At 71.1% G+C, this 26166-nt stretch carries 23 protein-coding genes and 3 pseudogenes; 12 read left to right on the top strand and 14 right to left on the bottom strand.

Annotation, left to right across the window (positions count from 1 at the left end; translation table 11 throughout):
* Positions 1–397: 397 nt before the first annotated feature.
* Positions 398–832: pseudogene (locus ABWK59_RS32950) on the top strand (IS3 family transposase); the annotation flags it as partial.
* A gap of 50 nt (positions 833–882) precedes the next feature.
* Positions 883–2280 (top strand): annotated as a pseudogene (locus ABWK59_RS32945) (IS30 family transposase).
* A gap of 302 nt (positions 2281–2582) precedes the next feature.
* On the opposite strand, the gene ABWK59_RS32940 reads toward ABWK59_RS32945, so the two are convergent.
* Positions 2583–5999, bottom strand: a complete 3417-nt coding sequence (locus ABWK59_RS32940; RefSeq protein WP_354644329.1) for an AfsR/SARP family transcriptional regulator — start codon at positions 5997–5999, stop codon at positions 2583–2585.
* Between ABWK59_RS32940 and ABWK59_RS32935 the strand changes: the two genes are divergently transcribed.
* The 4 genes from ABWK59_RS32935 (at position 5951) to ABWK59_RS32920 (ending at position 9126) form a co-directional block, all read left to right on the top strand.
* Positions 5951–6604 (top strand): DUF742 domain-containing protein, encoded by a 654-nt coding sequence (locus tag ABWK59_RS32935; RefSeq protein WP_354644328.1) that lies wholly within the window; start codon positions 5951–5953, stop codon positions 6602–6604. The two genes, ABWK59_RS32940 and ABWK59_RS32935, sit on opposite strands and share 49 nt — an antisense overlap.
* Positions 6605–6770: 166 nt before the next feature.
* Positions 6771–6998 carry a hypothetical protein gene (locus ABWK59_RS32930; RefSeq protein WP_354644327.1) on the top strand — a complete coding sequence of 76 codons (228 nt, stop codon included), beginning with the start codon at positions 6771–6773 and terminating at the stop codon, positions 6996–6998.
* A gap of 41 nt (positions 6999–7039) precedes the next feature.
* Positions 7040–7723 carry a sensor domain-containing protein gene (locus tag ABWK59_RS32925; protein WP_354644326.1) on the top strand — a complete coding sequence of 228 codons (684 nt, stop codon included), beginning with the start codon at positions 7040–7042 and terminating at the stop codon, positions 7721–7723.
* Complete coding sequence (locus tag ABWK59_RS32920) at positions 7720–9126, top strand: hypothetical protein (RefSeq protein WP_354644325.1); 1407 nt, start codon at positions 7720–7722, stop codon at positions 9124–9126. The genes ABWK59_RS32925 and ABWK59_RS32920 overlap by 4 nt, the downstream gene beginning before the upstream one ends.
* Positions 9127–9351: 225 nt before the next feature.
* On the opposite strand, the gene ABWK59_RS32915 is transcribed toward ABWK59_RS32920, so the two are convergent.
* Together ABWK59_RS32915 and ABWK59_RS32910 are read right to left on the bottom strand one after the other, a co-directional pair.
* On the bottom strand, positions 9352–9675 hold the full coding sequence (locus ABWK59_RS32915; RefSeq protein ID WP_354644324.1) for a hypothetical protein: 324 nt from the start codon (positions 9673–9675) through the stop codon (positions 9352–9354).
* Between the two features lie 312 nt (positions 9676–9987).
* Positions 9988–10893, bottom strand: a complete 906-nt coding sequence (locus tag ABWK59_RS32910; RefSeq protein ID WP_354644323.1) for a hypothetical protein — start codon at positions 10891–10893, stop codon at positions 9988–9990.
* 120 nt (positions 10894–11013) lie between these two features.
* On the opposite strand from ABWK59_RS32910, the gene ABWK59_RS32905 reads away from it, so the two are divergent.
* Positions 11014–11271, top strand: coding sequence for a hypothetical protein (locus ABWK59_RS32905; protein WP_354644322.1), 258 nt, complete (start codon positions 11014–11016; stop codon positions 11269–11271).
* 789 nt (positions 11272–12060) lie between these two features.
* On the opposite strand, the gene ABWK59_RS32900 is transcribed toward ABWK59_RS32905, so the two are convergent.
* The 4 genes from ABWK59_RS32900 to ABWK59_RS32885 all read right to left on the bottom strand — a co-directional run bounded on the left by ABWK59_RS32900 (position 12061) and on the right by ABWK59_RS32885 (position 13849).
* Positions 12061–12585 carry a hypothetical protein gene (locus ABWK59_RS32900; RefSeq protein ID WP_354644321.1) on the bottom strand — a complete coding sequence of 175 codons (525 nt, stop codon included), beginning with the start codon at positions 12583–12585 and terminating at the stop codon, positions 12061–12063.
* On the bottom strand, positions 12582–12764 hold the full coding sequence (locus ABWK59_RS32895) for a hypothetical protein (RefSeq protein WP_354644320.1): 183 nt from the start codon (positions 12762–12764) through the stop codon (positions 12582–12584). The genes ABWK59_RS32900 and ABWK59_RS32895 overlap by 4 nt, the downstream gene beginning before the upstream one ends.
* A gap of 105 nt (positions 12765–12869) precedes the next feature.
* Positions 12870–13043, bottom strand: a complete 174-nt coding sequence (locus ABWK59_RS32890) for a hypothetical protein (protein WP_354644319.1) — start codon at positions 13041–13043, stop codon at positions 12870–12872.
* Between the two features lie 248 nt (positions 13044–13291).
* Positions 13292–13849 carry a dihydrofolate reductase family protein gene (locus tag ABWK59_RS32885; RefSeq protein WP_354644318.1) on the bottom strand — a complete coding sequence of 186 codons (558 nt, stop codon included), beginning with the start codon at positions 13847–13849 and terminating at the stop codon, positions 13292–13294.
* A 175-nt stretch (positions 13850–14024) separates the two neighbouring features.
* On the opposite strand from ABWK59_RS32885, the gene ABWK59_RS32880 reads away from it, so the two are divergent.
* The gene (locus tag ABWK59_RS32880) at positions 14025–14939 is read left to right on the top strand and encodes a LysR family transcriptional regulator (RefSeq protein ID WP_354644317.1); all 915 of its coding nucleotides are present in this window, start codon (positions 14025–14027) and stop codon (positions 14937–14939) included.
* A 297-nt stretch (positions 14940–15236) separates the two neighbouring features.
* Positions 15237–16844, top strand: a complete 1608-nt coding sequence (locus ABWK59_RS32875; protein WP_354645178.1) for an ISL3 family transposase — start codon at positions 15237–15239, stop codon at positions 16842–16844.
* Between the two features lie 103 nt (positions 16845–16947).
* Here ABWK59_RS32875 and ABWK59_RS32870 read toward each other — a convergent pair whose 3' ends face one another.
* From ABWK59_RS32870 to ABWK59_RS32855, 5 genes and pseudogenes are all read right to left on the bottom strand, one after another.
* The gene (locus tag ABWK59_RS32870; protein WP_354644316.1) at positions 16948–17436 is read right to left on the bottom strand and encodes a hypothetical protein; all 489 of its coding nucleotides are present in this window, start codon (positions 17434–17436) and stop codon (positions 16948–16950) included.
* A 918-nt stretch (positions 17437–18354) separates the two neighbouring features.
* On the bottom strand, positions 18355–18540 hold the full coding sequence (locus ABWK59_RS32865) for a TIGR02391 family protein (protein WP_354645177.1): 186 nt from the start codon (positions 18538–18540) through the stop codon (positions 18355–18357).
* Between the two features lie 31 nt (positions 18541–18571).
* Positions 18572–18703, bottom strand: a pseudogene (locus ABWK59_RS36655) (IS630 family transposase); the annotation flags it as partial.
* 78 nt (positions 18704–18781) lie between these two features.
* A complete protein-coding gene (locus ABWK59_RS32860; RefSeq protein WP_354644315.1) occupies positions 18782–20233 on the bottom strand; it encodes an MGH1-like glycoside hydrolase domain-containing protein in 1452 nt (483 codons plus the stop codon).
* 424 nt (positions 20234–20657) lie between these two features.
* Positions 20658–22655: a glycoside hydrolase family 5 protein gene (locus ABWK59_RS32855; RefSeq protein ID WP_354644314.1), complete on the bottom strand. Its 1998-nt coding sequence runs from the start codon at positions 22653–22655 to the stop codon at positions 20658–20660.
* A gap of 334 nt (positions 22656–22989) precedes the next feature.
* Between ABWK59_RS32855 and ABWK59_RS32850 the strand changes: the two genes are divergently transcribed.
* The gene (locus ABWK59_RS32850; RefSeq protein WP_354644313.1) at positions 22990–23832 is read left to right on the top strand and encodes a helix-turn-helix domain-containing protein; all 843 of its coding nucleotides are present in this window, start codon (positions 22990–22992) and stop codon (positions 23830–23832) included.
* Positions 23833–23999: 167 nt separating this feature from the next.
* Here the strand turns inward: ABWK59_RS32850 and ABWK59_RS32845 are convergent, their stop codons facing one another.
* The gene (locus tag ABWK59_RS32845; protein ID WP_354644312.1) at positions 24000–24461 is read right to left on the bottom strand and encodes a hypothetical protein; all 462 of its coding nucleotides are present in this window, start codon (positions 24459–24461) and stop codon (positions 24000–24002) included.
* Positions 24462–24485: 24 nt separating this feature from the next.
* Here ABWK59_RS32845 and ABWK59_RS32840 point away from each other — a divergent pair, with 24 nt between their 5' ends.
* Positions 24486–24893, top strand: a complete 408-nt coding sequence (locus tag ABWK59_RS32840; protein ID WP_354644311.1) for a hypothetical protein — start codon at positions 24486–24488, stop codon at positions 24891–24893.
* 402 nt (positions 24894–25295) lie between these two features.
* On the opposite strand, the gene ABWK59_RS32835 is transcribed toward ABWK59_RS32840, so the two are convergent.
* Positions 25296–25562: a hypothetical protein gene (locus ABWK59_RS32835; RefSeq protein WP_354644310.1), complete on the bottom strand. Its 267-nt coding sequence runs from the start codon at positions 25560–25562 to the stop codon at positions 25296–25298.
* Here ABWK59_RS32835 and ABWK59_RS32830 point away from each other — a divergent pair.
* Entirely contained in the window at positions 25561–26127 is a 567-nt protein-coding gene (locus tag ABWK59_RS32830; RefSeq protein WP_354644309.1) for a hypothetical protein, read from the top strand. The two genes, ABWK59_RS32835 and ABWK59_RS32830, sit on opposite strands and share 2 nt — an antisense overlap.
* The last annotated feature ends 39 nt before the right edge of the window (positions 26128–26166 follow it).

Here is a 26166-nt window from a genome sequence, read left to right as displayed (position 1 = left end):
GTGACCGGTCTCCGCATTCCGAAGGGCGCGCCGGCCCGGCGCACCCCGGTGAAGTGACGCACCGGAGGCCGCTCCGTGTTACAGGTCGCGCGGTGACTCGTTGAACCGAGTTCGAGTGCTCGGCCGTGTTCCGCAGGTCGTGGGTGTGGCGTGGCGCCGTCGGCGGCGACCCGCCCGACCCGTCCGGACCTGCCGTCGGCACCGGGCCCGTGGGCGCCCCCGGGACCGGCGGCAGAGTTCATCCGGCCCTCGGAACTGTTCGCCGGAACTCGTGGCTCAGTGCAGCCAGTTGGTGTCACGGACGAGCACCTGGCCGTGTGCGGCATGGAGGGTGACCGGCGTCGCGCCCATCTCGCCGCCTTTGAAACCCAGAACGGCACCGGCCAGGCCCAGTGCCTGGTTGGGGGCCGGGGCCACCTACGGCGCCCGGAGGATCACCCGCGCGCTCCAGCGCAAAGGCGTCGAGGTCGCCCGGTGCACGGTCGAGCGGCTGATGGCCGAGCTCGGCATCGAGGGCGTGATCCGCGGCCGGCGACGCCACACGACGATCCCGGAGCCGACCGCGGCCAGGCCGCCGGACCTGGTCGATCGCGACTTCACCGCCGAACGGCCCGACCAGCTGTGGGTGGCGGACATGACCTACGTACGGACCTGGTCGGGCTGGGTCTACGTCGCCTTCGTTCTCGACGTCTTCTCACGGACGATCGTCGGCTGGCAGGTCGCCGACCACATGCGGACCGAACTCCCCTTGGATGCCCTGGAGATGGCGCTGTGGCGGCGCCGGATCAAGAAGGACTCCGGGCTGATTCATCACAGCGACAGGGGGTCGCAGGGCGGATTCAACTGATCGTCGCAACACCTCGTTGATCATGGAGGTGTGGGATGGGTCGGGTCGCGGGTTGGACGACGAAGGTGACGGGGCGGCGGGCGATGCGGTCGCCGGGCAGGCCTCCGATCCGGCGTGACGTGGAGCGCGCGTTCTGGGTGAAGATCGCCAAGGGGCTCACGAGCGAGGACGCCGCAGTCGCGTGTGGGGTGTCCGGGCCGGTCGGTTCACGGTGGTTCCGGGATCGTGGCGGCATGCCGTCGATCGAGCTCAGTCCACCTTCGGGCCGATAGCTGTCCTTCGCCGAGCGTGAGGAGATCGCCCTGATGAAGGCCCAAAGGCCGGAGTCAGGGAGATCGCCCGGCAACTGGGCCGGTCACCGTCGACGATCTCGCGAGAGCTCCGCCGCAACGCTGCCACGCGGGGCGGCCAGCTCGACTACCGGGCTTCGATCGCCCAGCGGAAGGCCGAGTTGGCGGCACGGCGCCCCAAGACGTCGAAGTCGGCCGCCGACGAGCGGCTGCGCGGGTATGTCCAAGAACGTCTGGCCGGACGGGTCCAGGCCCCCGACGGAACGCCGGTCAATGGGCCGACGGTGCAATGGAAGGGCCGCAACAAGCCCCACCGCCAGGACCGGCGTTGGGCGACGGCGTGGAGCCCGGAGCAGATAGCGAACCGGCTGCCGCTCGACCACCCTGACGACGACACGATGCGGATCTCACACGAGGCGATCTATCAGGCGGCCCTCTACATCCAGGGCCGCGGTGCCCTGGAACGCGAGCACGTCGCCTGCCTGCGTACCGGACGGGCCCTGCGCGTGCCACGCGCACGGTCGCGCCGCCGTCCGAACGGCCATGTCACGCCGGAGGTGACGATCAGCGAAAGGCCTGCCGAGGCCGAGACCCGGGAGGTCCCGGGCCACTGGGAGGGCGACCTCATCATCGGGACGAACCGGTCCGCGATCGGCACGCTGGTGGAACGCACGACCAGGTTCACGATCCTGGTCCACCTGCCGCGGATGGAGGGCTACGGGATCGAGCCGCGGACCAAGAACGGCCCCGCGCTGGCCGGCTACGGCGCCGAGACCATGAGGAAGGCCCTCACGACACGCATGACCGAGCTCCCCGGGCAACTGCGCAGAACGCTGACCTGGGACCGCGGCAAGGAGTTGGCCCAGCACACCCAGCTGAAGACCGACACTGGCATGGCTGTCTACTTCGCCGATCCGCACAGCCCCTGGCAGCGGGGCACGAACGAGAACACGAACGGGCTGCTTCGCCAGTTCTTCCCGAAGGGCACCGACCTGTCCCGCTGGAGTTCGAACGAACTCGAAGCCGTAGCCCGAACACTCAACAACCGACCCCGCAAGATACTCGGATGGCGAACCCCCACCGAAAGCACTCGACGATGAACTACTCTCGCCCCAAGTAAGCGGTGTTGCAACGACCCCTTGAACCTAAGCGGAGGGAGCGGGCCCTTCACTGTGCTGAGGATCAGGCGACGATCCTGCCCTGGGCACGGTCCAGACCGACGGCCCGGGTAACCCGCGGTAGCAGGGCAGAGCTCGGCGATGGCAAGGCCGCGGCCGATGGCCGTCCACGGGTCGTCCGCGCCGGTGCCGGGCTGCGCCGGGTCGGCGGCGGGGCCGTCCAGAAGTCCGGCGAGGTCGCCGATGGTGTGGATCTGCACCGGCCGCTGACCGGCTTGGACGAGCGGGTAGGTCCGGCCGCTGTAGCGGGGCGGACAGTGTCCGACGTCATCGGTAGGCGGGCGCGGCGGCTCCAATGGTCAGACGGAGCTCGGCCGCCGCTGTCCGCTCGGCTTCTGCGATCTGTGCGTCGCCGAGGGCTTGGTGGATATCGGCGAGGAGGCTGTAAGTGCGGGCGACACCCAGCTGGTGGCCGGTGCTGCGGTGCAGGGACAGTGCGGCCCTCGCCAGATGGAGCGCTGCTCGTGGGTCGTGGGCGAGACGTTCCTCGGCCAGTTCTGTCTGTGCCTGGGCCTCGACAAGGCGGAAGGTGTGGCGCAGGGCGAGGTCGAGGGCGAGTTGTGCAGCTTGGAGGCTCTCATCGGGGCGGCCGAGTCGGCGCCGTGCGGCGGCCAGGCCGATCAGGCTGTCGGCTTCGGCTCGTGGGTTCTCACAGGAGCGCGCGAGGCGCAAGGCGTGTTCGTGGGACTGCCGGGCCTCGTCGAACCGGCCGAGGTTGCGCAGGGCGGTGCCGGCGGTGTTGAGCGCTCCGGTGCGGACGATGGGCCTGCCGCCGTCGTGCGCCAACTGGGCTGCCCGTTCCGCCTCGGCCAAGCCCTGGCGGTAGTCCCCCTGGTCGATCGCAATCCTGGCCAGGACGTCGTAGGCCAGGGCGTCGGTGCTGTTCTGGCCGAACGGTTGGTTGACGGCGAGGAGCCGCTCGAGTTCGGCTGCCGCCTCGGTGAGCCTTCCGGACTCCCACAGCGCCTGGGCGTAGAACTGCCTCGGGATGGCCTCGAAGCGGGAACCGGCCTGCTGTTGGCAGGTGACGGCCTGCCCGAGGAACTCGACCGCCGTTCGGAAGTCGCCGAGGTCGCGGTGAATGGTGCCGAGGCCGGTCAGTGGCCACTGGAGGAAGTCCGGACGGCCGATGGTGCGGCAGACTGCCAGACAGCGGCCGAAGTGGTCCAGAGCTTCGTGGAGCCTCCCCAGGCTGGATCCGACCAGTCCCAGGGCGCCCAGGGTCATGGCGAGCTGGACGGGCGGACCGATCCGCTCGTGCAGGGCCAGCGCGGATCGGTGGTGGGCCCGGGCCTCGTGGATGTGCCCCATGTCCCAGTGCACGAGACCGAGGTTGCGGTGCATCGCCGCGGTTCCCGGCTGTGATCCTTCGGCCACGGCGGCGGACAGAGCGGTCTCCGCAGCCGCCTGCCAGACTGCGCGGGGGGCGCAGGTCCAGAAGTAGCGGGCGAGCGTGGCGGTCAGTTCCCACGCGAGCCGGGCGGGCGGGTGTGCCGCCGCGTGCTCGATGGCGGCGATCAGATTGGGCTGCTCGCTCTCCAGCACCGCCATGGCCTGCTGGGCGGCTGCCGCTGCCGACTCGGCATGGGTTGTCGCCACCTCGAAGGTCTCCGGGAGGTGCGGGAAGACCCACGGGAGGGCGCTGACCGATGTCTCGGCTGTGCGCCGGTACCAGTCGAACAGCCCGTCGAGCGCGGACCGGCGGATCTGCTCCGGATCCTCGGCCTCGCCCAGTTCCCGGGCGAACTCCCGCAAGAGGTCGTGCAGGTGGAATCGCCCCGGAGCGGCGGACTCCAGCAGGTGGGCACCACGGAGCGTGGCGAGCAGCCGCTCGGCCTCGGTCCGAGGCACCGACGCGAGCGCGGCGACGGCGGCGGGAGTGAAGTCGGGGCCCGGCACCAGGCCCAGGCCGCGAAAGAGCCGTCGGGTGTCTTCGGGCAGCGACAGGTAGGACAGGCTGAAGGCGCTGCGGACGGCGGAGCGGCCGTCGCCGTCGACCACGAGCCCGTCGAGTCTGTTCCCGGCTCTGAGCCGCTCGACGAAGCCCGCTACGGACGAGTGCGTCCCGAGCGCGAGTTGAGCGGCGGCCACCCGTAGTGCGAGCGGGAGATGGCCGCAGTACTGGGCGAGCTCAGCCGTGGCCTCCGGTTCCGCGCGGCGCAGGTCTTCGCCCACCACCTGGGCGAGGAGGTCCTGGGCCTCGGTGGGCGGCATGGCGCCGAGTGGCAGCGGCACGGCGCCGTCGAGCGCGACCAGGCCGCCCAGCCGGTACCGGCTGGTGACCAGCACCGCACACGAGGCGCTGCCCGGCAGCAGGGGCCGGACCTGCTCAGCCGAGGCTGCGTTGTCCAGGACGATCAGGACCCGGCGGCCGGTGAGCAGCGACCGGTAGAGCCGGGCCTGCTCGTCCTCGTCCTCGGGGATCTGGGCGGGTGCCTGCCCGAGTGAGCGCAGCAACTGTCCGAGCGCGTCGGCCGGACGAACCGGCTCGCGGTCGCGGTCGAAGCCGCGCAGGCCGATCCACAGCTGGCCGTCGGGAAAGCTGTCGCGTGCGAGATGGGCCCAGTGGACCGCGAGCGCGGTCTTGCCGACCCCTGCGGTCCCGCTGATCGCGACGATCACGGGCCCCGTCCGGGAGGCGGTCCCGCCGAGTATCAGCCGGTCGAGGGCGGTGATCCGGTCGGCGCGGCCGGTGAATCCGGAGATCGGATGCGGCAGCTCGGCGGGCGCGATGCGCTCGGGCCGCGCGGCGGTGCTGTCCCCGTCTGCCGCGCCCCCGGCCGCCCCGACCTGTACGGCGTCGGCCGGGCGGGGCGGACTCAGCAGGGGATCGTCCCGCAGGATCCGCTGGTGCAGTTCGCGAAGCCGCGCGCCTGGATCCGCTCCGATCCGGTCCGCGAGCCGGCGGCGCATCCTCTCGTAATGCCCAAGTGCCTCCGCGGCCCTGCCACAGCGGTACAGCGCCAGCATCAGCTGCCCGATGAGCGCTTCGTCGTCGGGCTGTTCCCCGGCCAGGGCCAGCAGTTCGGGCAGGAGCTCGGCGTGACCACCGAGGGCGAGGTGCGTGTCGTGGCGCTGCAGGCGGACGGCGAAGTGCTCGCGCTCCAGCCGCAGCCGCAGCGCGTCGGCCCACCCGCCCGTCTGTCCGCTGAGGGCCTGGCCGCGCCAGAGCCCGAGAGCCCGGTCCAGCAGGGCTCTCGTGCCCTGCAGGTCACCGACGGTCGTGCGGGCCCGGGCGGCGAGTTCCCGGAAGTCACGCAGATCCACCCGTGAGGTTCCCGTGTCGAGTCGGTAGCCCCCGCCGGTACGTCCGATGGCCGGCGCGTCCTGGTCGGACGGGTGGGCGGCGGTGCGGAGCACGGCCCGCAGCCGGGCGACGTAGGTGTACAGGGACGACTGTGCCTCCTGCGGCGGGTGTTCGTCCCAGACTCGTCGGATCAGGGTGCCGGCCGGGACGACCTGTCCGGCATCGGCCATGAGAGCGGCGAGCACCAGGCGCTGCTTGTGCGGTCCGAGGGCGACGGTACCTCCGGCGGCCTGGAGTTCGACCGGGCCGAGCAAACGGAACTCCACCGTGCAGCCACCCCAATGACATCCGGAGACCCTGCCCACAGGACCTGTGGCCCCATGCTCTCGTGCCTGGACGTCCGGACGACAAGGTTTCTGCAAGATCCACGCCCACATTCGCCTGCGAGAGTCGGTTGCGCACCACGACGGACGGCCGGCCCGGGCCCTCAGCACGCATACGGAGCCTGACGGTCCGCACGCCATCGGACGCCCGTGGCGCCGTCCCGCCGTCGTCAGCCCCGTTGCCCCGCTTCCCAGGAGATCCGCCCGTGGCATCGCACCCGCCCCCGCCGCCTCAAAGCCGGTTCCGCATCGACCTGGTACGGCTGTATCCCCCCGCCGGCAGCCGTACCCGTACGAGCGCTGCGCTGCGGCGTGAAGGCCTGGTCTCCACGGTGCCCGGCTACGGCTGGGCGGTTGGATCCCCGCCCGAGACCGCGGGGATCCTGCGGTTGTGCGAGACACCGCGGGCCCTCCACGCGATCGCTGCCGTACGACTTCCGACGGGCATGGCCGCAGGGACCGTCGGCGATCTCACCGCCACCGGTCACGATTCGCTGGCCGTGTCCTCGACAGGCGCGAACGTCCTACCCGCCGCCACCGTCCGGGCGTCCTCCGGCGCGGCCGCCGCCAGACCTCCCTTTGCGGCGCCGTCGCGGCGGCTTCGCACGGCGACGCCCGGTGGGCGGCCGTGCTCCGCGCCGCCCCGTCTACTGACGTGACGGCCGGTCATATGTGACCGGTGCCTTGGCCTGTTCCCTGAAGAGCGGGAACGCCACGATCCGTGCTGTCGGCCCGACCCATCGATGCACCCCGAGGGCCACCCACACAAGCGCCGAGACCGCACATCCCCCAGTTGATCTTGACAGAGACACATGAGGAGTCGACATGGCATACCGCTACCGGTGCGGCGAGTGCGGATTCAAGACCGGCTGGCTCAGCGAGTCCCAGGGTGAACAGCAGCAGATGGAGCACTACTCCAAGCGGCACCCCGGCCTGCTCCCCGGCGGCTTGGTGGAGACCAACCACAAGGACCCGAGCGGCGGCTTCGGCTGCGCCGAGGTGGTGGGCGTCCTGGTCGTGCTGCTGCTCCTGGCGGCCTCGTGCCGTCGCTAGAGCCGGAAACCTCAGAGGAACGAGAGGAACGAGGAGAGCTGATGAGCGAGGACTCGGTGCCCGCCCGCCGGGGGCGGCTGTGGGCAGTCCTGGTCACCGCGTTGCTGCTGGTCGCCGCGGCGGGCGGCGTGGTGTGGTGGCAGTGGCCGAACAACGACGGGCCGCCGGTGGTGGCGGGGACGGTGCAGGCGGTGGTTCTCCCGGCGGCGGACGTCAGCAAGGCCGTCGGCACGACGCTGAACGCGCTGACCAGGGCGGGCGAGCCGGCGCCCTCGCTGTCGGCGGATCCGCCCGGCTGCTCGGTGGCCGTCGGTCCGGCTACCACGGTGGTCTACCAGGGCGGCTGGACGGCGTTCGTGTCGGTGGCGCAGCAGGACGCCACCGATTCGGCGGACCACACCGTCACCCAGACCGTCGGCCGGTACGCCTCCGCCGACCGTGCCGCGGAGGTGTTCGGCACCCTCGCCGACGGCCTCAGGGCCTGCCCCAGCGCTGTCCGGGACGCCTCTGGCGCGGGCGCGTCGCGCTGGACGTACCGGGTGGACAGCGCAACGGACACCACACTGTCCTGGACGGCCGTCCAGGACCAGGGCGACGGCTGGGCCTGCTACCGGGAGGCGCGACTGACCGGCTCGTCCGTCCTGCAGTCCGCGGTCTGCGAGGCCGGTGACGGCCGCCCGGCCGCCCGCGCCATCGCCGACCGGATGGCGGAGCGTGCCCGGTGACCGGCCCGGTGCGACGCCTCGCGGCCCTCGCCCTGGCCGTAGTCACCGTGTTCGTGCCGGTGCTGCCGGCCGGCGCCTCAGGCGGCACCACGGCCGCCGCGATCGAGTCGGTGGCCACCAGCAGCGCCTACTCCCCCTCACTCAACAGCCAACTGACGGCTTTCAACCGCCAGTTGGCGGAGCTACCGACCCAGCGGAGCCTGGACGACCAACAAGCCGACCTGGACCGGCGGACCGCCGCGTACAACGAGCAGTCGAAGGCAGTACTCGCCGCGCTCGACGCCAACGACGAGAAGATCCAGCAGCACAACGCCGTCGTCGGGCAGTACCCGGACGGCGCGCCGCCATCCGTCGCCGACGCGCTCAACTCCGAGGCCAACGCCATCAACGCCGAGCAGCAGCAGCTCAAGCAGAAGGCCGGGACGATCGCGGACGAGGGCGACGCGATCAAGTCTGCGCAGCAGGACCTCGACGACAAGCAGAACAAGCTCACCAGCAAGCGCAGCAGTCTGCAGGCCACCCGTGGCCACCTGGTCCTGCAGATGGCCACCGAACTGGTCGCACGGCTCACCGCCCCGCCCGCAGTTGCCGGCTCGCCCGACGGTGGCGACCGCGGCCGCCCGCCCGCGGTTGCCGTCCGCACTGACGGCGGCGACCGGGTCTCCGGCGTGGTGAGTCGCGGGCCGCTCGACCGGTGGGCCGACCAGCACGGCGTCAGGATCGACGCCCGGCCGGTCGACGCCGTGCTCTCTCCCGCCGCCCTGACCAAGGTCTCCGCCGCGAACGTGGGCGTGCTCCAGCCGACCCGCAGCTTCGACGGCCTGATCAAGCAAGGCGACGGCACCTACCGTGCCGTGTCGCTGCGAGACCCGTCCCGACCGCCGACTGCCGCCCAGCGGGCCTTCGACGCCACCGTCAACAGCGGCGGGTCGGCCATCGCCCTGGTGGACGGTAGAAAGGTCGTGATCAGCGGCGTCGACGTGGTCGACGCCCCGTCCACCTCGCCGGCCACCCCGCCCCAGCGCCACCTCGCCCTCGGACTCGGCGGCCGGGTGCAACCGTTCGCCGAGAAGTACGGCTACGAGCACCTGATGGACTTCACCAGGGCCCAGTTGCGCCGGGAGCTGATCGGCCGGCTGGAGGACCCGAACTACCGGATCCACGTCTCGCTGAAGGACCTCAAGGACCTGCCCAACACATTGGCCCGCGGCCGGGCCTACGAGGAGGGCATGCGCACCTTTCCATTCGACGCGAACGGGAAGATCCCCGCCTACGCCGCCACCTGGGAGCGTGCCCCGGGCGTCACCGACTGGGAGATGTACCTGATCCACACGCTGCCCGGTGTGCTGGAGCGCACCACCTTCTACGACGAGAACAACCACGTGGTGGCGGACCCGTTCTGACCGTCCGGAAGACCTGAGCGGCCCTAACTAGGGATCGCCCGCTTCTGAACAGCACAAACCTGCGGGTCCGGCCAGCCACGCCGGCCCGACCCACCCGAAGCCCAGCACCCGGCCCCGCCCGGCGCGCCGCCATCCCGGCTCCCCAGGGACCGGCGCTCCTGGGAGGGGTCCGCGGCGCTCCGGGTCCGTCAGCCGGGGCTGGCATCCGCTCGCACTGTCAAGGGGTCAGGGCAGGTTCCTTGCGTTGCGGTGGGTGGAAAGGGGTTGGGCCTTGGCGGGTTGGATGGTGATCAAGTGGTGGCGGCCGTTCATCTCGACGGCCAGGTGGAGGGCGTGGTCGCGGTGGAGGAAGTAGGCGACGCGTTCGACGCCGCCCGGTCCGAGGAACTCCTGGAGGGCCGCGTTGCCGGTCGGGTTCAGCGGCAGGGTGGCGGCGGTGGCGCGAAGGTGAGCGATGGCGTCGGGCAGGTAGGCGAACTCCTGCTCTTCGCGGACTCCGTCCTCGCTGTCTCTGGGGCCGCGCACGACGGTCCGCACGCCCTGGGGCACTCGGTGATGGTGAGCCGCCGTTCGGGGATGGGTGGGGCGGGCCGGCCGAACGCGGAGTCGAGGAGGCTGGCGGCGATGCTGACGAGCCAGACCTCCTGCGGGCCAGCCCCTGTCCGGCATGGCGTGGAGGGTGTGGGCGGCGCGGCGGCGGGTGTTGATGAGGAGTTGTTCGGTGAGGACGTCGTCGGTCCAGTAGGCGAGGTAGCTGTGGAGCGGCAAGGGCGTGCTCCACTGCGCACGAAACTCCGGGTGCCTGGCTCTCCCCGCCCGGCGGGGAGAGCCGAGCGGGGAGCGAGAGGCTTTCGTCGTGGGTCAGTCGGCCGACGTGTACAGGCCGCGGCCGGTGCGCTTGACCTGCGCGTCGCTGGTGAGGCGCTCCAGCCTGGTGCGGATCGCGTCCACGGCTCCGTCCGTGTCGGCGAGCCCGAGGCGCTCGGTCACCTCCCGGGCGCGCAGGGGCTGCTCGGTCTGTCGGAGAACGGCGAGCACGCTGTCGGCGTCGGTCAGCCGGCGGCGCCGCTTCGACGGCTCCTTCGCCGTCTGACCGGCGGCCGGTGCCGTCTTTGCCCGGGTGGACTTGCCGGCCGCCTCCGGGGTCTCCGGCTTCGCGGTGGTCTTGGCCGCTGTTTTCCCCCGCGCCGGGCCTGCGCCTGCGGCGGAGGTCTTGGCTGCTCGTCGCGGTGCGGTCTTCTGCGCGACCGGAGCCGGTGCCTGGTCGGCGTCCTGCCCGGGTGCGCCAACGGCGCTCGTGTCGTCGGCGGTCTTCTTGGCCGCCCGGCCCTTCCCGGCGGCCGCTTCCTTCCTGGCGGCCGTCTTCCGCGGGGCCGCCCGCTTCGCCGCGGCCTTCTTCTCTGTCGTCTTCTTCACCGCCTTCTTCGCGGCGGCGGGGGCATGGTCGACGGCCTCAACGGGCTCTGCGGACTTCTCCGTCCCGGCGGGCTCCCCACCAGCGGGCTGCACCGGTGCGGGCGCCTGCGCTTGTTCCCCTTCGCCGAGCAGCGCATCCGACAGGGCGGCCAGGCCCTGGAGCACGGACACCATCGCGTTCTCCTGCGCGATGACGGCCGCGAGCTCCTCCTCCAACCTCGTACGCTGCTCCCGCACGGCTGGCAGCCGCGCCTCGATGAGTGCCCGTGTCGATCCCACACCGCTGTCCGCGCCGAACGTGCGTCCGTTTCCCACAAGCACTCCCATGGCGTCAACTGTTGGCCGTGCCATCGAATTTACGGCGGCCGGGCCGGGCCCGCGCGGCGATGCCGCGAAATCCCACCTTGCGAGACCCGCCGCAGGACTCCGGCACGAGGCGAGACGACCCCAGCGCGGTGAGGGAGCAGGAGCATGGTGGTGTCACAGGGCCGGGCCGGCTGCCTGGGGAGGAACGGCATGACGCCTGAAGCGCAGCAGCTGGGCAACGGGTGGCCGTTGCGTGTCTGGGTAGCGGGTGGCCAGCCGGATCACCGAGCCCGCCGGGTGACGCTGGACGGGCGAAAGTTCGTGCGGCGGGTGCGCCTACAGATGGCCTTCGGGCGGCACCGGGTCGGCGAGCAGGATCAGGAGCGGGCGCTGTCGAGAATTGGCCTGCGCCCGGTGCGATGAACGGCCGAGCGAGAACGCCGATCCGGTGGGCGCGCGGCGGAAAGCGGCACTGGCCAGGGCGGGCCGAACGGCCTGTGGTGGCCAAGAAGGGCTGTTCCCGCCCGAACTGGCCGTGTGAGGACCGTACGGCTTTCCCCCATCCGCGTTGCGGCCGGGGTGTCGTGCCGTGTCGGATGCCAGGCGGGGTGGGTCGGCGTCGCTTTCCCGCCCCCGCCGTCGGCTTTCTCAGGGCGCTCACAACCTACCGGGTCAGGGAGGTGGGCCCGCTCGCCGAGCCGAGACGACTCGGCAGGTGGTGGCGCCGACTGCCTGCGGGTGGTTGGATGCGGCCGGACGGCGGCACAGTGATCGTTTCCGACAGATGCGCGGCGCACGCTGGAGAATGCCCCGCCGTTGCCCCCGAGGCGGCGGGGCAGGGCATCCGACACGCGACGGGGCACGGTGGTCGCCCCCGAGCGCGGACAGGATCTGCCGGAATCAGCAGCGCGAGATGTGCTCGTCCTCGTCGTCGTCCCAGCTGCGCCGTTCATCATCGGGGAGGATGCGTCGCCCACGGCCCCGGAACAGCACGCGCGGGGCGCTGGCGCTGCCGCGGGCGAGCCGGCCGGGGGATGGCGGCGCCCGCCAGGGATGCCCGGGATGTGCGTCTCGGCCCCGGCGGGCGCCGCCCGAAGGGTATCGCGCGGGCTGGAGCCAGCCCGTGGCGCCTCGCGTCCACGCTGGCGTCGGCCAGGCCAGGCGCCGGGTCCGGGGCGGTGGGCAGGGACTCGGCGCCGACCAGGACCCCGTTCACCGATCGCTCGCCTTCCGGACCCGCTCGGCGAGCTTGGCCCGGTACGTCTCGTCCTGGTTCCGCTGTACGGCCGCGCTCAGGGCGTCGATGTGGGACACGCGCCGCCAGCCGGCGGTGTCGTAGCCCTCCTCCCGGCCCCAGGGCAGCAGTGCCTCCGCCAGCCGGTTCCAGGCGTTGAGCAGACTCTGCTCGCTCTGCCGCCTGGAAAGAGCGTTGAAGAAGTCGTCCGCGGCCAGCTCCTCGAGGCGCCAGCGGGCGATGGCCGCGGAGTCGGTCACCAACTGACGCAGGGCGACGGCGATCCGGAACGCGGCGCTGCTGGCGTCCAGCTTCTCGATCTCGTCCCGCAGCCGGGGAAGGAGGAAGTCGAGCGCGGCCTCGATGTCGGCCACGGCCAGGTCGGTCGCGTAGTGCAGCTGACCGGTCGGCACGGCAGCGGTGTGGACGACGGTGCGGAGGTCGCCGCCGGTCGGGGCGACGGCGGATGACAGCCCGGCGGCGTCGACCAGGTCCTCGCTCACCGGACGCCTCCCGCCGCGGACCGTGCGGCCAGCCACTTCGCCATGGCCTCCGGATTGCCTCGGGCACAGTTGTACTCCTCGTCCGCGGCGTCGAGGTACGGGATGAACCGCCACCGGGCACGGTCGTACTCCGGGTCATGCGACCAGGGGTACACCGCGGAGTACAGGTGCCGCCACACCTGGTCGAGTCTCCGGAGCGCGCGGCGGTGATCCTGGTCGTCGCGGTCGCTCCGCTCGGCCCGGGCGGCCCTGTCCAGGAAGACGCCCGCCTCCAGATGGAACCCCTACACCACCTTCAGGAGACCGCTGGCAGTCCGGTGCTCCGCGCTGCCGTCCGGATGGGCCGCCCGCTGCGCGCGGAGCCGCTGACTGAGGAAGGCGTTCAGCCCGTCAAGGTCGGCGTGGGTGAGGTCGACGGTGTAGCGCAGCTCGGTGGTCGGCGGGCCGGTGTCGGTCACGGTAGGTGGATCCTCCTGGTTCTCGGCGGGCCGGACGGACGGGTCGCCATGTCCGATACATCGCCTCGGACATGGGACCCTGTCCGGCGATGGGGACAGGCGTTGGCGGCCGTAGTAGGCGCTGCCCCGCGCCGCCCGAGGAGCTCCCGCCCGACGAGGAGGAGCCGCTGGCGGAGTCGTCGTCACCTGTGGCGGGTGGCGTCGGGTTGGGGTGCAGTTGGGTGAACTCGGTCGCCGGACCGGCGCCTCTATTCCTGAGTCTCCTGGCCGGCGGGACGGAGGTCCAGGACCACGGCGCCGGAGCCGAAGCTGGTGGTGCCCGCGAGGGTCCACGCGGTGGTGGGGACACCCTCGGGGAAGAGGCGCTTGCCCTTGCCGACGACGACGGGGTGGATCCAGAGCTTGAGCTCGTCCACCAGCCCGAGTTCGATCAAAGAGTTCGTCAGATCACCACTGGCGTAGATCAGAATGTCGCCCGCGTACTGGTCCCTGAGCTTGGTGATCTCGGTGGTCAGGTCACCGCGGACCACGGTGGCGTTCCACTCCGCCTTCTCCAGGGTCGTGGAGACGACGTGCTTGGGAAGGGTGTTCATCCGGACCGCGAACTCGCCCTCGGATTCCTCCATCCGCGGCCAGGCGGCCGCCATGCCCTCATAGGTGATCCGGCCCAGCAGCAGGGCGTCGGAGGCGAATAGCTGGCCGTGGGCGTACTTGGCGTGGTCGCTGTTGAAGTACGGGCCCGTCCAAGCCGGGTTCTCCATGACGCCGTCGAGCGACAGGTAGGTCAGGGCTACGATCTTGCCCACAGAATTCTCCTTGGTTCACAGACAGGTACAGGGCGACGCGGCGGCCCGGTTGTGGAACTGGGCCGCTCGCGCCGTCCCGATCAGACTGCCCGTCAAGAACAGGTCGAACAACGCCCGATACTGGAACCCACGTTTAGCCGGGCTCAACACTCGGGACCGCGACATAGGGGGCCTTGTGCTCGAACGACTGGAGCTCGAAGCGTTTCTCACACTCGCCGAGGAGCTGCACTTCGGACGTACTGCCGAGCGCCTGCATGTCACCACCGGCCGCATCAGCCAGACCATCAAGAAGCTGGAGCGGCAGATCGGCGCGCCCTTGTTCGAGCGCACCAATCGCAGTGTCCGCCTGACCCCGCTCGGCCACCGGCTGCTCGAGGACCTGCGGCCGGGCTACGAGCAGATCCGGGCCGGCCTCGACCACGCGATCGACAGCGTCCGGCAGACCCGCACCGCACTGCGCGTCGGCTTCGTCGGCGCCGCCGCCGGACAGCTCGCCCACCAGGCCCGCGACCTGTTTCCCGAACACGAGCCCGAGTGTCCCGTCCATGTCCGGGAGGCACAGATCATCGACGCCGTCGCCCGGCTTCGTGAAGGCGACGTGGACGTCCTCGTCCTGAGCCTGCCGCTACCCGAGCCCGACCTGGTCATCGGCCCGGTGCTCATCTCCGAACCCCGCATGCTGGCCGTCCCGACCGGCCACCCATTGGCTCGCCGCAAGAGCGTGACCTTGGAGGACCTCGCCGACATCCCCCTCCTGCGGTTGGCCGGCACCCTACCCGGCGACTGGCCGTCAGACCGCTGGCCCGAGCGCACGCCCCGCGGCCGGGCTGTCCCCGGCGGCCCGTCGTTCGAGACTTTCCAGGAAGCCCTGCAACTCATCGGAGCCGGAAGCGGCGGATGCATCGTCGGCGCACAGGTCACCCGCTTCTACACCCGCCCCGACGTCGCCTACATCCCGTTCTCCGATGCCCCGCCTATCGACTGGGCCCCCGTCTGGCTGAAGTCCAACAACACCCGGCTCATCCGCGCCTTCGCCCACACCGCCCAGGAAGTCGCCAACCGCATCTACCTGGCCGCCACCCACCAATGACACCAACCTCGACCCTCCGCCAAGGGACCGACCCGCTCGTACGCGAGACCAAGGAGAACGCTTCCGTGGACCAGTCGAGAAGGCGGCGTTCTTCAGCCCTCCAAGAACGTCGAGCATCCCTGTACCCGCGCTCTGACCGAAGACGCCGGATGTTCGGCCGCACCAACCCCGACCTTCTCTGCCGCCGGATCCTCCCCATCCCGTGACGGACCGTCACCGAGCCTCGAAATGTGGCTCTGTCGCTGATTGAGGGGTCCGTGCCGACCGTGCTCGGGTGGTGGGCATGACCTCGGCGTGATGGATGCGGCGCGTGTGGCTGACCTTCTCTTCCCGGGGATCGGCGTGGAGGTCGAGGAGATGGTTCTCGGGGATGACGAGGTTCGTCTCGCCGTGCGGTCGGCGGCGGCGTCGGCCGCCTGCCCGGGGTGCGAGCGGAGATCATCGCGGCTGCACTGCTACTACCGGCGGCGTCTGGCGGACCGTCCGATAGCCGGCCGACGGGTGCGCCTGGAACTGAAGGCGCGTCGTCTCGTGTGCGGGAACGACCGGTGCGCTCGGCGAACGTTCGCCGAGCAGATCCCGGCTCTGACGTCCCGGAACGCGCGCCGCACGACCGCCCTCACCGCTCGGCTCACCGACATCGCGCTGTTCCTGGGCGGACGGGCCGGAGCCCGGATCTCCGGACGTCTGGCCATGACCACGTGCCGGGACACCCTGCTCCGTCTCATCCGCGCACTACCCGTCCCGTCGTCGGGCCTCGTCCCGCATCTGGGCGTGGACGAGTTCGCCGTCCGACGCGGTCGCACCTATGCGACAGTTCTCGTGGACATGGACACCCACCGCCCGATCGACGTCCTCGCCGATCGCACCGCGAACACCTTCGCCACCTGGCTGCGCGACCACCCCGAAGTGCGGACGATCTGCCGCGATCGCGCCGGCTCCTTCCGCGACGGCGCCCGAACGGGTGCGCCACAGGCCCAGCAGGTCGCCGACGCCTGGCACCTGCTGCACAACCTCGCCGAGGCCGTCGAGCGCGTCGTCGGCCGCCACCGCGCCGACCTGCGCGAACCCCTCGCCGTCAGAGATGACCAGGACGACGTGCCCCACTTCGGGACCGCCGCCTCGAACGAGCTGGACGTCCACGGCAGGCCGCGTCCCCTGGTCGCCCGCACTCGCGAGCGTCACCAGCAGATCCACGAACGCATCGAACGCGGCGACAGCCTGCGTGCCATCGCCCGTGAACTCCGCCTCAGCCGCGGCACCGTCCTGCGTTTCGCCCGAGCCGCCGACGTGGAGCAACTCCTTGTCGCGGCGACCCACCGCCCCAGCGTGATCGACGACTACCGGCGCTACTTGCACCACCGGTGGATGGAAGGCTGCACCAACGCTTCTGCGCTCACCCGCGAGATCCAGCAACTGGGCTACCGCGGTGACGTCAACACTGTCCAGCGCCATCTGCGGCAATACCGAACCGGAGCGATCCCGGCGGAGGCCCCGCTGCCCCACCTGACCGTCCGCCGCGTCACCGACTGGATCATGCGCCGACCCGAGCGGCTCGACGACACCGAACGCAAGTGCCTCGACGAGCTGTGTGAACGCAGCCCGGCCCTGGCCACGACCACCCAGTACGCCCGGCGCCTGGCCACCATGGTCCGCGAACGCCGCAGCGAGCACCTGGCCCTCGACGTCTGGCTCGCCGACGTCCGCCTCGACGGGCAACCAGAACTCCGCACCCTGGCCGGCGGCATCCGACGCGACCGCGCCGCCGTTCTCGCGGCCCTGAACACCACGCTCACCTCGGGAGCAGTCGAGGGCAACGTGACCAGGATCAAGCTGCTGAAGAGGCAGATGTACGGCCGGGCCAACTTCGACCTCCTACGCCGCCGCATCCTCCTAACACCATGATCAACCAGCCAGGACCCCTCAATCAGCGACAGAGCCCGAAATGTGGATCAGATCCGCGAAACTCACCACCGCAGGTCAGCAGCCTGCGGGTGGGGAGCAGCGGTCAGGGGCGGCGCCACCAGGTGCGGGAGCGCTTCTCCTCAGCGGCCGCGGCTTGGGCGGCTGCGTGCTCGCGCTCGGCCTCCTGGCGGGCCTGCTGGTCGGCGTCGGCCTGGCGGCAGTCGGCGCACAGCCTGTCGTCGTTCCAGGCCTTCTCCTTCTCGGCCCACCTCTCGTCCGAGAACTTCGCCCCGCAGCGGCGGCAGGCCGGGCGGCGCCGCTCGTGCTCCTCCTTCTCCCGCTCTCGGCGGGCCTGCTCGGCGGCGCGCTCGGCTTCGAGCAGCTGGTCGCCGTCCGGGTTGTCGAGCGCGGTGTCGAGGGTGTGCCAGCCGAGGCGGCCGAACCGGCGCCAGATCGCCGCGTCGGCCCCGCAGGCCCGCAACAGCGGCAGGGTGGTGGCCACGACCGGCAGCGCGCGGTGGTGGTCGCGTGCGCTGATGCCGTCCTCCCGGTACGGCGGGGCGTACCAGGCGGCCTCGGAGTCGGTCTGCACCGTGTAGATGCGGCGCAGCAGCCGGCGGTGGTCCGTCTGCGCCTTGTCCTTCTTCTACTCGTCGGTGAGTGGCCCCGCTCCGGGCCGCGGGGCGCTTGCGGCCGGCCTCGAAGATGAGGGCGACGGGCGGCAGGCCCTCGCGGCCGGTGGTCGGGTAGACGGTGGGCCACAGGCGCAGGTCGTGGGTGCGCTCGCCGGAGCGGGCCAGGGCCTTGGCGAAGGCGGCCTTCGTGGCGCCCTTGGCGGGGAGCTCGCACCAGGTGCGGTAGGCGGCGAGCTTGTCGACCAAGGTGCCGGTGCAGGGACCGGCCGCCGCGGTGTGGCACCCGCTCGGCAACGAGCGGCGGGTGCCGTGCAGCTGGACGCAGCTGCGTGCCTGACCGGCGACCCGTACCTTGATGCCCCGTCCAAGGTTCCGGGCGGGGCATCAAGGTATCCCGAGATCGGCCGTCACCAATGCTTTGGCCTGGGGCTTTCCGGGCTTCCAAGGTTTTCGGAGCCAGCTGCGGGGGCGTCTCCAAGGTTGCGGGACGCTCTCCAAGGTTTTCGACGGAACCTTCCAAGGTGAGCATCAAGGCGTACGGCCGGGTGGCGGGGTGACCATCAAGGAGTCGGGCCGAGGCCCGGAGCGGGCATCAAGGTGCGGGACGTGCGCCGGGGTGACCATCAAGGTGGCCCGGGCCGCCCCGGTCCCGGGAACGACGGAGGGGCGGCCCGTACGGGCCGCCCCTCTTCCACCGATTGTTCTGCCTTCCCGAGCAGCCGAAGCCACCCCCGGCAAGGCCGCGATCCAGCCCATGGCCTACCCGAGTCGGCGGACACGGCGCGGGTAATTCACGCGGCCCTACGGCGCAGCCACCAGGCCGACCAGCCTCGCGGACGCCGGGGTCCGTCCGGCCGGACCCCGGCAGCGCCGAATCAGCTACTGCTGGCGGGCTCCTGTGCGGTTCGCAGCTCGCACTGGTCGAGGAGGCGGGCCAGGTAGCTGTAGGCGGCCAGGCGCTCCATGGCCTCCTGCTCGGTCAGTTCGTCCCGGGTGTGGGTGGTGACGTTGCGGACCGTGAGGTTCAGGCCAGCGGCCAGGTCCTTGAGCGCGGAGCTCAGGTTGATGAGCCCGCTGCCCAGCGGTTCCAGTCTGCTTCATGCCAGCGGCCAGGTGCGTGTTGAGGTTGTCCCACACCAGGACGATCGGGCCGCCGAGTTGGATGTGCGCACGGACGGCGAGATCGCGGTAGTCGGTCCAGGCGAAGCTCTTGCGGGCCCCTTTGAACTGCGCCACCGGTGCGCCGATCGGTTCGCCCGTCCCGGCCGGTGCTGCGGGAGCCACCGCCGCCCGGCGCCCTGGTCAGGCCTGCGGAACGCGCAGGGTGTGGCGACCTGCGGCGAGGTCGAACGCGGCGCCGTCGACGGTGAGCCTGAGCGGCCCGCTCGCCTCCACGCTCAGCAGGCCGTCCCCGTCGTCGATGACGCTCAGCGAGGTCGTGCCGCACCACAGACCCCGGATGCCGGCCGCACCACCGGGACGGGTCCAGGTCACCTCGTTGCGCGGCGCGTCGACCCGGAAGCCGAGGACGTGCTCGATGAGCATGGCGATCGGGGCGAGCGCGGACCAGCCGCAGAAGTCGGGGCGGACGATTTCCAGGTCGTCCTTGCCGGTCGACGGCGCGGCGAGGTCCGGCGCGTACGCCTCCCAGATCGTCGCCGGGCTGTAATCGGCGTAGGTCCGGGCCATGTGGTCGAGGAGCCGGCGTGCGGCGCGGGCCGCCACGACGCCGTGTCCGGCGTCCGCGAGCGCCCGCGCACTCATGTAGGCCAGCGGGATCCACACCCCACCGCGCCAGTAGTGCCCCGTGCCCCGGAACGTCGCGTCCTCTCGTGCCACCGAGGGCCACGGCACGTCACCGCCGAACACGGCCTCGTCCTCCAGCGCGGCGGCCAGCTTCGCCGCCTGCGCCGGGCCGGACGCGCCAGCGAGCAGCGGCCAGTACGCGGCCGGCGTCTTCACCCGGTGGAATTCGAACGGGGCGGTGGCGGCGCGGTCGAAGTACATCCCCGCCTCCGGATCCCAGAAGTCCTCGACCAGCTCGACCAGTTCGGCGTGACGGGCCGAGAACTCGGCCGCGAGGCCGTGGTCCCCCACGAGCTCGGCGAGCCGGGCGATGCTCCGCGCCGAGAGCGCCTGCTGCGCCGCGGCGTCGAACCAGAGGATGTCGCCGTACGTGCCGCCGTCCCCCTGCTCACTGGCCCGCGGCGTGTTATCCATGCCGCTGCACACACCGTTCCAGAGGTAGCCCCGGTCGGTCCGCTCGATGGAGGTGGGGGTGTTGCTGTAGGGGTAGACCGATCCGACCGGGACGGTGTCGAAGAAGGCGAAGTGCTTCTGCAGGTAGCCCCGTTCGAGGATGCGCGCCACCCGCGCGAGGTCGCCGGTGTGGCGGACGTACTCCTCCTCCGACCAGGCGAACAGCGGCGGATTGTCGGGATGCTGGACGGACACCGACGACGCGGCGCCGTCGTACATCATCCCGTAGAAGTTCTCCAGGCTCTCGATGCCGGGGAACCTGCCGGGCGCGTACTTGCAGAAGTGCGCCATGAAGCAGGTGTCCCAGATCCAGATGGTGTCCGGGTCGAAGCCCTCGTCCATGTACGGCGACTGCGCGACGCCCTCGCGCTCGACCACATGGTCCCAGGCCATCGCCCACGCGGCCCAGTAGAGCTCGATCAGGTGGGGGGCCGAGTCGAGGACCGGCACGGGAATGCCGGAGCGGTCGAACGGTATCGGGTCGGCCGATGTCATGCCCAGATCCTTGCCCTGTAGTCGTTGTCACCCCGGTCGCTCTCGGCGCAGCCGCCGGCGGCTGCGAGCGGCCGTTGTGGGGGACTCGTCAAGTCGACGAGATGTTGTGTAGTCAACTCGTGTTTTCCCATGCGCTTCAGGACGCCCGCCGAGCATCGGAGGCCGCCACCGACGCCGGCCGGGCGGCCGAGGCGCCAGCAGCCGGGTGAGCGGCACCACCCGGCGTGGGCTCGCCCCGGCTGCCGGGCGGGTGCTGTCCGCCGTCGTCCGCCCACCCCGCTGCCGTGGTCGCCCGCCGCTCTCGACGCCGGGCTGCACACCGTCCTGGCCGCTACAGCGAGGCGGCCGTGCCGTGGCTCGAGGCCTTCGCGGACCTGGACGAGGACGTCCTGGCAGAGGGGTGGTCGGGTCAGGTCAGGTCAGGTCAGCCCCAGAGGGTGTCCCACCAGTCCTTCTCGTCCTCGGTCGGCTCGATCGGGCGGCATTGCAGGACGTTGAGGACGGTGCCCGTGTGCGAGTAGTACGCCATGCCGACGCCGGCGAGGTACTCGTCGTCCCTGCACTGGCCCTTGTAGTTGCCGGGTGCCCAGTCGTCGCGCACCGAGCCGCCCGAGGTGGGCCGGTTGTCGCCCTTGTCGAACCAGACCAGCCGGTTCTCCTTGGAGAGCGGCCGGGAGGAGGGGGCGCAGAGCAGGCTGTTGATGGGCCCGTTGGCGCTGTAGCCGACGGCGAAGTGGTCGTCCGGGCACTGCAGCTTGAATTGGCCCCGGGCCCAGTCGCCGTTCTTGACGTAGCGCTCGTCGGTGACGGTGATCCAGTCGCCCTCGGCCTTGGCGGGCTGGTTGGCGTCGGTGCACAGGCTGCGGTTGGAGCTGCGGGCGAAGGCGATCAGCCGCGCGGTGTCGGGGCAGTTGCCCTTGCGGTTGCCGGGACTCCAGTCCGACTGCTGGCGCATGGTGGCGGAGGCGATCAGTTCGCGGTCGAGCATGTACCAGTGGTCGACCTTGGCGACCTGGCCGGTCTTGCCGGTGGCGTTGACGAGCTTGTTCCAGGCGGGGGTGCGCCAGTCGCCGGAGTCGAGGACGCTCTGCCGGTTGCCGAAGTCGTCGTAGTTGATCATCGCCCAGTTGTCGTTGATCTTGCCGTTGGTGGTCCAGCCGGTCAGCGGCCAGATGGCGAAGTCGGTGTCGTTCTTCACCAGGATGTCGGTGAAGCGGTTGAACCAGTCCTTCTCCTTGGCGTCGGTGTTGCCGCGTCCGGCGGTGCCGAACTCGCTGATCCACACCGGGGCGGTGAAGTGGTGACCGGACTCGGTGACGAACAGGGCCTGGTCGTTGACGACCCTTTCGAGGTCCTCGGGGCTGAGGTCGCGGTAGCGCGCGTCGTAGGTCTCGCCGTTCTGCCAGCCGCCGCCCGAACCGGTGTGGTTGGGGCCGGTGAAGCCGTAGAAGTGCGCGGAGTAGACCAGCTTGCCCGATTCGATCAGCGTGTTGGAGAGTTCACGGACCGGGGTGAGCGTCGGCCGTTCGTGGTTGAACATGCCCTGGGGGATGCCGATCCAGTTGATGCCCTCCATGATGATGAGCATGTCCGGGTTGGCTTCGAGGATCTTGTTGCCGGCCAGCTGGTACGCCTTGTACAGGTCGTGGTCGTTGTCCCAGCCCCAGTTGGGGTTGTCGTTCCAGTCGCGGCGGACCTCGTTGCGCAGGTCGGCGCCGACCACCCGCTTGTTGTTCTTGTAACGGTTCACCAGGAACAGCCAGTTGTCGACCCACTCCTCGGTGGTCTGGCTGGTGTTCCACCGCTCGTTGCCGTCCAGGGAGCAGCAGAAGCGGTAGGTGGTGGTGTGGTTGTTGAGGATGACGGCGAAGCCGTCGTCGGTGAGCGCCTTGACGACCGCGTCGTACACCTGGAGCGGGGTCTTGTCCTCCAGCTGCGGGTTGGCCGCGACGGCGTAGTTCGGCACCGGGTTCTCGTCGTTGATCATCGCGTCGGCGTAGGGCAGCCGGATGGCGTTGAGGCCGAGCGCGTGGAAGTCCACGAGGATCTGCTTGATCGGGACGCGGTCCAGGCCGAGCGGGATGTTGTTCGACTTCTGGTGGGCCTGGTGGTTGTTCGCGTCATTTTCGTTGCCGTTGCCCTCCCAGGTGCCCTGGACGCCGGACCAGTTGCCGGCCTTGAGCTTGAAGCGGTTGCCCTTCGCGTCGACGATGTACCGGCCCCGGGTCGAGAGCGGGCCGGACCAGGACGCGGCCAGCTGCTTGCCGGTCAGCGCCACGGGAGCGGCGGTGACGGCGGCGGGTGCGGCGGTGGCCGTCGAGCCGGGGACCGCGCTGACGAGCAGGGCTGACACGACCAGCGCGGCGGGCAGGGCCCGGGCGACGGCTGCGGGGAGGGAACGGTTGGGCGTGGTGGATCTCATGGTGCATCACTCCGGGTGGGGAGGGGATGGGCGGGGCGGGGGGTGGGGGGCCGGGGACGGGGGGGTGGGGGGTGGGGTGGTGCGTGCCCCGGATCCGCTGTCCCACCACGCGAGCGGATCCGGGGAGACGTGGACGGCCTGGGGCCGGGGCCGGGGGCGGGGCTCTCCGGGGCAAACAGGACGGGCGGATCCGCGGGTGACGCATCTGCCGGTGCCGGTCGGCCGAGCCGGCGCCCGGATCGGGCGGAGCTGTCGGCGCGAGGTCGTCCGTTGCCGTCTGCGACGATAGAAGCCTAGGAATCGCAAGGTCTTCATCGATGAGAGCGAGAACTTCTTGGATCCTCAGATAGGCGTTGAAGTGTTTCCATCGCTCCTCACCGGCTGGTCAGGCCGGCCCACGGTGATGGGGACCGCGCATCAGCACGACGACCTTGAACTCAACCTCGTCGTCGAGGGCGGGACGATGCTCTACCTGATCGGCGGGATGCCGGTCGAGGTCGGACCTGGAAGCGTGGCCGCCTTCTGGGCCGCCGTGCCCCACCAAGTCGTGGCGAACTCCGCGGCCCGCGTCCACTGGGTCCACATACCGTTCCCGGAGTTCCTGCGCTGGAGACTGCCCGACGCGGTGACCAGCCGCCTGCTGTCGGGCGTGCCCCTGATCTCCGCGTCGTCCACCACTCTCGCGACCGATCCCGTGAACTTCACCCAGTGGGCCAAGGACCTCGCCGACGGCCAGGCCGAGCACCGCCGCATCGCCCTCCTCGAACTCGAGGCCCGAGTCCGCCGACTGGCCCTGGCCACCATCGACGAACCGATGCGCCGGTACACCGGGGGCGACCCAGTGCTACGCCAGGTCGTCGCCATGGCGCGCCACATCGCCGAACACTTCCGTGAGCCCCTCACCGTCGCCGACATCGCCGCCGCGGCGCGACTGCACCCCAACTACGCCATGGGCCAATTCCGCAAGGTCCTGCACACCACGGTCGGCGACTACCTCACATCCAGCCGCCTGGCGGAAGCCCGCCGCCTGCTGATCACGACCGACCTGCCGATCACTCGCGTGGCGGCGGAATCCGGCTTCGGATCGGGCAGCCGCTTCTACGCCGCTTTCACCTCCGCATGTGGCGTACCTCCGGCCAGGTTCCGGCGCGAGCACGCCGACGCGGCTGGCGCATGATCGTCCTAGGGTCCGTCTTCAAAGATGATCAAGCGATGGGATTCCCTGCCGGGAGTCGCGTTGAAGCTGGTCGCGGTCGAACGGCTAACTGGCTGGGCCGGACGCCGCTCTGGCGGCGTCCGGCCCGGACTGATCTCCTGTGCTGGCCAGTTGGTTGGTCGTGGTGGTCAGTTGAGGTCGAAGTCTTCGGGGTCGTAATCCTTGACCCACTCCACCCGCGGGCGCACCGCGTCCAGGAGCAGCATCGCGGTGGAGGCGGTGGTCGCGCCGGGGGCGGCGCCCAGGTCGGCGGTGAAGGCGCGGTAGCGGCGGGTCAGGGTGAGGCCGTCCTTGGTGCCGTCGGGGGCGGTGGCGAGCGGGGCGGCGAGGGCGCTGGTGGCCTGCTGGCGGGCATCGCCCTGGCCCAGCCAGGGCGCGATGGTGACCCGGACGGAGGTCTTCGGGCCGCCGGCGGATCCGGTGCGGCGGAAGACGTGGAAGCTCGGGCCGATCTGGTCGCTGATCTCCATGCCCACCGCGGCGGCGGCCTTGGCCAGCTTGGTGTGCAGCGCGGTCAGGGCCTTCTCGGTGGTCGGCAGGGTGGCGGGCAGGCCGAGCTGCTTGAGCGCGGCGGCGGTCAGGCAGACCATGCCGTCGCCGCCGCGCCCCGAGGCGTGGGCCCGCTCGACGCGCAGCGGCAGCCCGGTGCCCAGCCACGCGAACCAGTCGCCGAGTTTGGTTCCGGCCGGGGCCGGGTCCTCGGCACGCTCCTCAACGGCGCCCTCACCAGCCTCTCCGGACCTGCCCGGGAGGGGCGCGTCGACCTCTCCGACGAAGACGAGGTCCTCCTCACCCGCGAGGTCAAGAACGAACTCCTGACCATCCTGGCGATCATGGCCACGGGCAAGATGGACCACCACATCGTCGATCTCGGCAACGGCGCCACCACGGTGATGGACGCAGGTGCCGCGAACGACCCGGACGCGGTCCAGCGGGCGCGGGACCGCGTCGAACGGCACCGCGCTGAACAGGAACACACCGAGTCGGTCCTGCGCGGCATCGAGGAGGCGTCGCAGGACTGAGGGCCGCCGCTGCGCCGCTCAGCCCGTGCGCAGTGCGGTGTCGCAGTCCCGGCACTCCCACTGCCGCTTGTTCGGCGGGTACCAGGAGGAGCCCGGTCCGGCCGGTAGGAGAGCTTCTCCATGCCCAAGGTGTCCTTGCCGCAGAACGTCTGGTCGGCGGGATCGCCGGGTACGGCCGAGTCGGCGGGAGCGGCGTGGATCTTGCCGGTGTAGGACACCACATTGCCGGGGCCGAAGTCCCGGCTAAGCTCCCTGCGCGGCTCCTCGAGCACGATGACCGTCATACCCATCACCCTCCGGTCCGGCGCCGTGAGGCGCACCCCGGCGCAGCCCGTGCTCACGGCCGGAGTCGGGGCCCTGGGACAGGCCCGGCGGAAGCAACGCGGTCGGCCTGGGGCCGGCTCAGTGGCTGTCACCCGCCCAGTCCCATCGAAGCGGGTCCGCCGGGCGGGGCTCGTAGTGGGCGCGGCCGCCCGGGCCGTAGCGGCCGAGCTCGGTGAGCAGCGCGGCACCTTCGGCAAGTTGCTCGCCGTCCCAGCCCGTGACGTCCAGCAGGAGACCGTCCAGCGGGCCGGCGCAGAGCTCTCGGTAGGCGTGACCGGGCTTCGGACCGGGGTCGTCGTGGTCCGCCCCGTACACCCGGCCCCTCATCAGCGCCCCGTCGTCCATGTCAGCCAGCATCCCAGCCGCCACCGACACCGGGCCGGGATCACCACCACGTCTCGGCGCTGCCCGATTCCTGCGCCCAGTCGCCGTCCTGGTCGCGGTCGGCAGAGCGAGGGCCGGCCTCCAGCGACTGGATCTCGTCGCGGACCAGCTCGGTGATCCAGTCGACCTCGCCCCCAAGGGCATCGAGCTGCGCCCCAAGGAGATCGGCCTCGCCCGGACGCTCATGGACGCCACCACCGAGGACTTCCAGATCGAGGCCGAGCACGACGAGTACGCCCACGCCCTGGAGCAAGTCGTCGAAGCCCGCCTCGCCGGCCTTGAACCCCCGCACGCCCCCAAGTCACGTGTCCTGCCGCCCGGCGGCACGGTCACCGACCTCATGGCCGTCCTCGAACGCGCCCTCGCCGACGCCCGCGAGCAGCACCCCAAGACCAGCGACGCCGTCAGGAGCACCAGCAGCACCCGGACGACGAAGAAGACCACAGACCGGAAGACCACCGGCAAGCCGCTGTCGGTGGATGTGCCCAAGGCGCCGGCCAGGAAGGGCCGGACCCCGCCGACATGAGCCGCACGAGGTGACCTCACACCAGGACAGACGTCGCCT

It is taken from the genome of Kitasatospora sp. HUAS MG31, assembly GCF_040571325.1.
Taxonomy (GTDB): Bacteria; Actinomycetota; Actinomycetes; order Streptomycetales; family Streptomycetaceae; genus Kitasatospora; species Kitasatospora camelliae.
This window is presented reverse-complemented; position numbering and strand designations above follow the sequence as displayed.

Coding starts and splice junctions, on each gene's coding strand:
- ABWK59_RS32930 (WP_354644327.1), top strand. CDS start 6,771: ATGGCATACCGCTACCGGTGCGGCGAGTGCGGATTCAAGACCGGCTGG.
- ABWK59_RS32830 (WP_354644309.1), top strand. CDS start 25,561: ATGTCAGCCAGCATCCCAGCCGCCACCGACACCGGGCCGGGATCACCA.
- ABWK59_RS32875 (WP_354645178.1), top strand. CDS start 15,237: ATGGATGCGGCGCGTGTGGCTGACCTTCTCTTCCCGGGGATCGGCGTG.
- ABWK59_RS32855 (WP_354644314.1), bottom strand. CDS start 22,655: ATGAGATCCACCACGCCCAACCGTTCCCTCCCCGCAGCCGTCGCCCGG.
- ABWK59_RS32925 (WP_354644326.1), top strand. CDS start 7,040: ATGAGCGAGGACTCGGTGCCCGCCCGCCGGGGGCGGCTGTGGGCAGTC.
- ABWK59_RS32940 (WP_354644329.1), bottom strand. CDS start 5,999: ATGTGGGCGTGGATCTTGCAGAAACCTTGTCGTCCGGACGTCCAGGCA.
- ABWK59_RS32845 (WP_354644312.1), bottom strand. CDS start 24,461: ATGGTCTGCCTGACCGCCGCCGCGCTCAAGCAGCTCGGCCTGCCCGCC.
- ABWK59_RS32905 (WP_354644322.1), top strand. CDS start 11,014: ATGGTGGTGTCACAGGGCCGGGCCGGCTGCCTGGGGAGGAACGGCATG.
- ABWK59_RS32910 (WP_354644323.1), bottom strand. CDS start 10,893: ATGGCACGGCCAACAGTTGACGCCATGGGAGTGCTTGTGGGAAACGGA.
- ABWK59_RS32860 (WP_354644315.1), bottom strand. CDS start 20,233: ATGACATCGGCCGACCCGATACCGTTCGACCGCTCCGGCATTCCCGTG.
- ABWK59_RS32835 (WP_354644310.1), bottom strand. CDS start 25,562: ATGGACGACGGGGCGCTGATGAGGGGCCGGGTGTACGGGGCGGACCAC.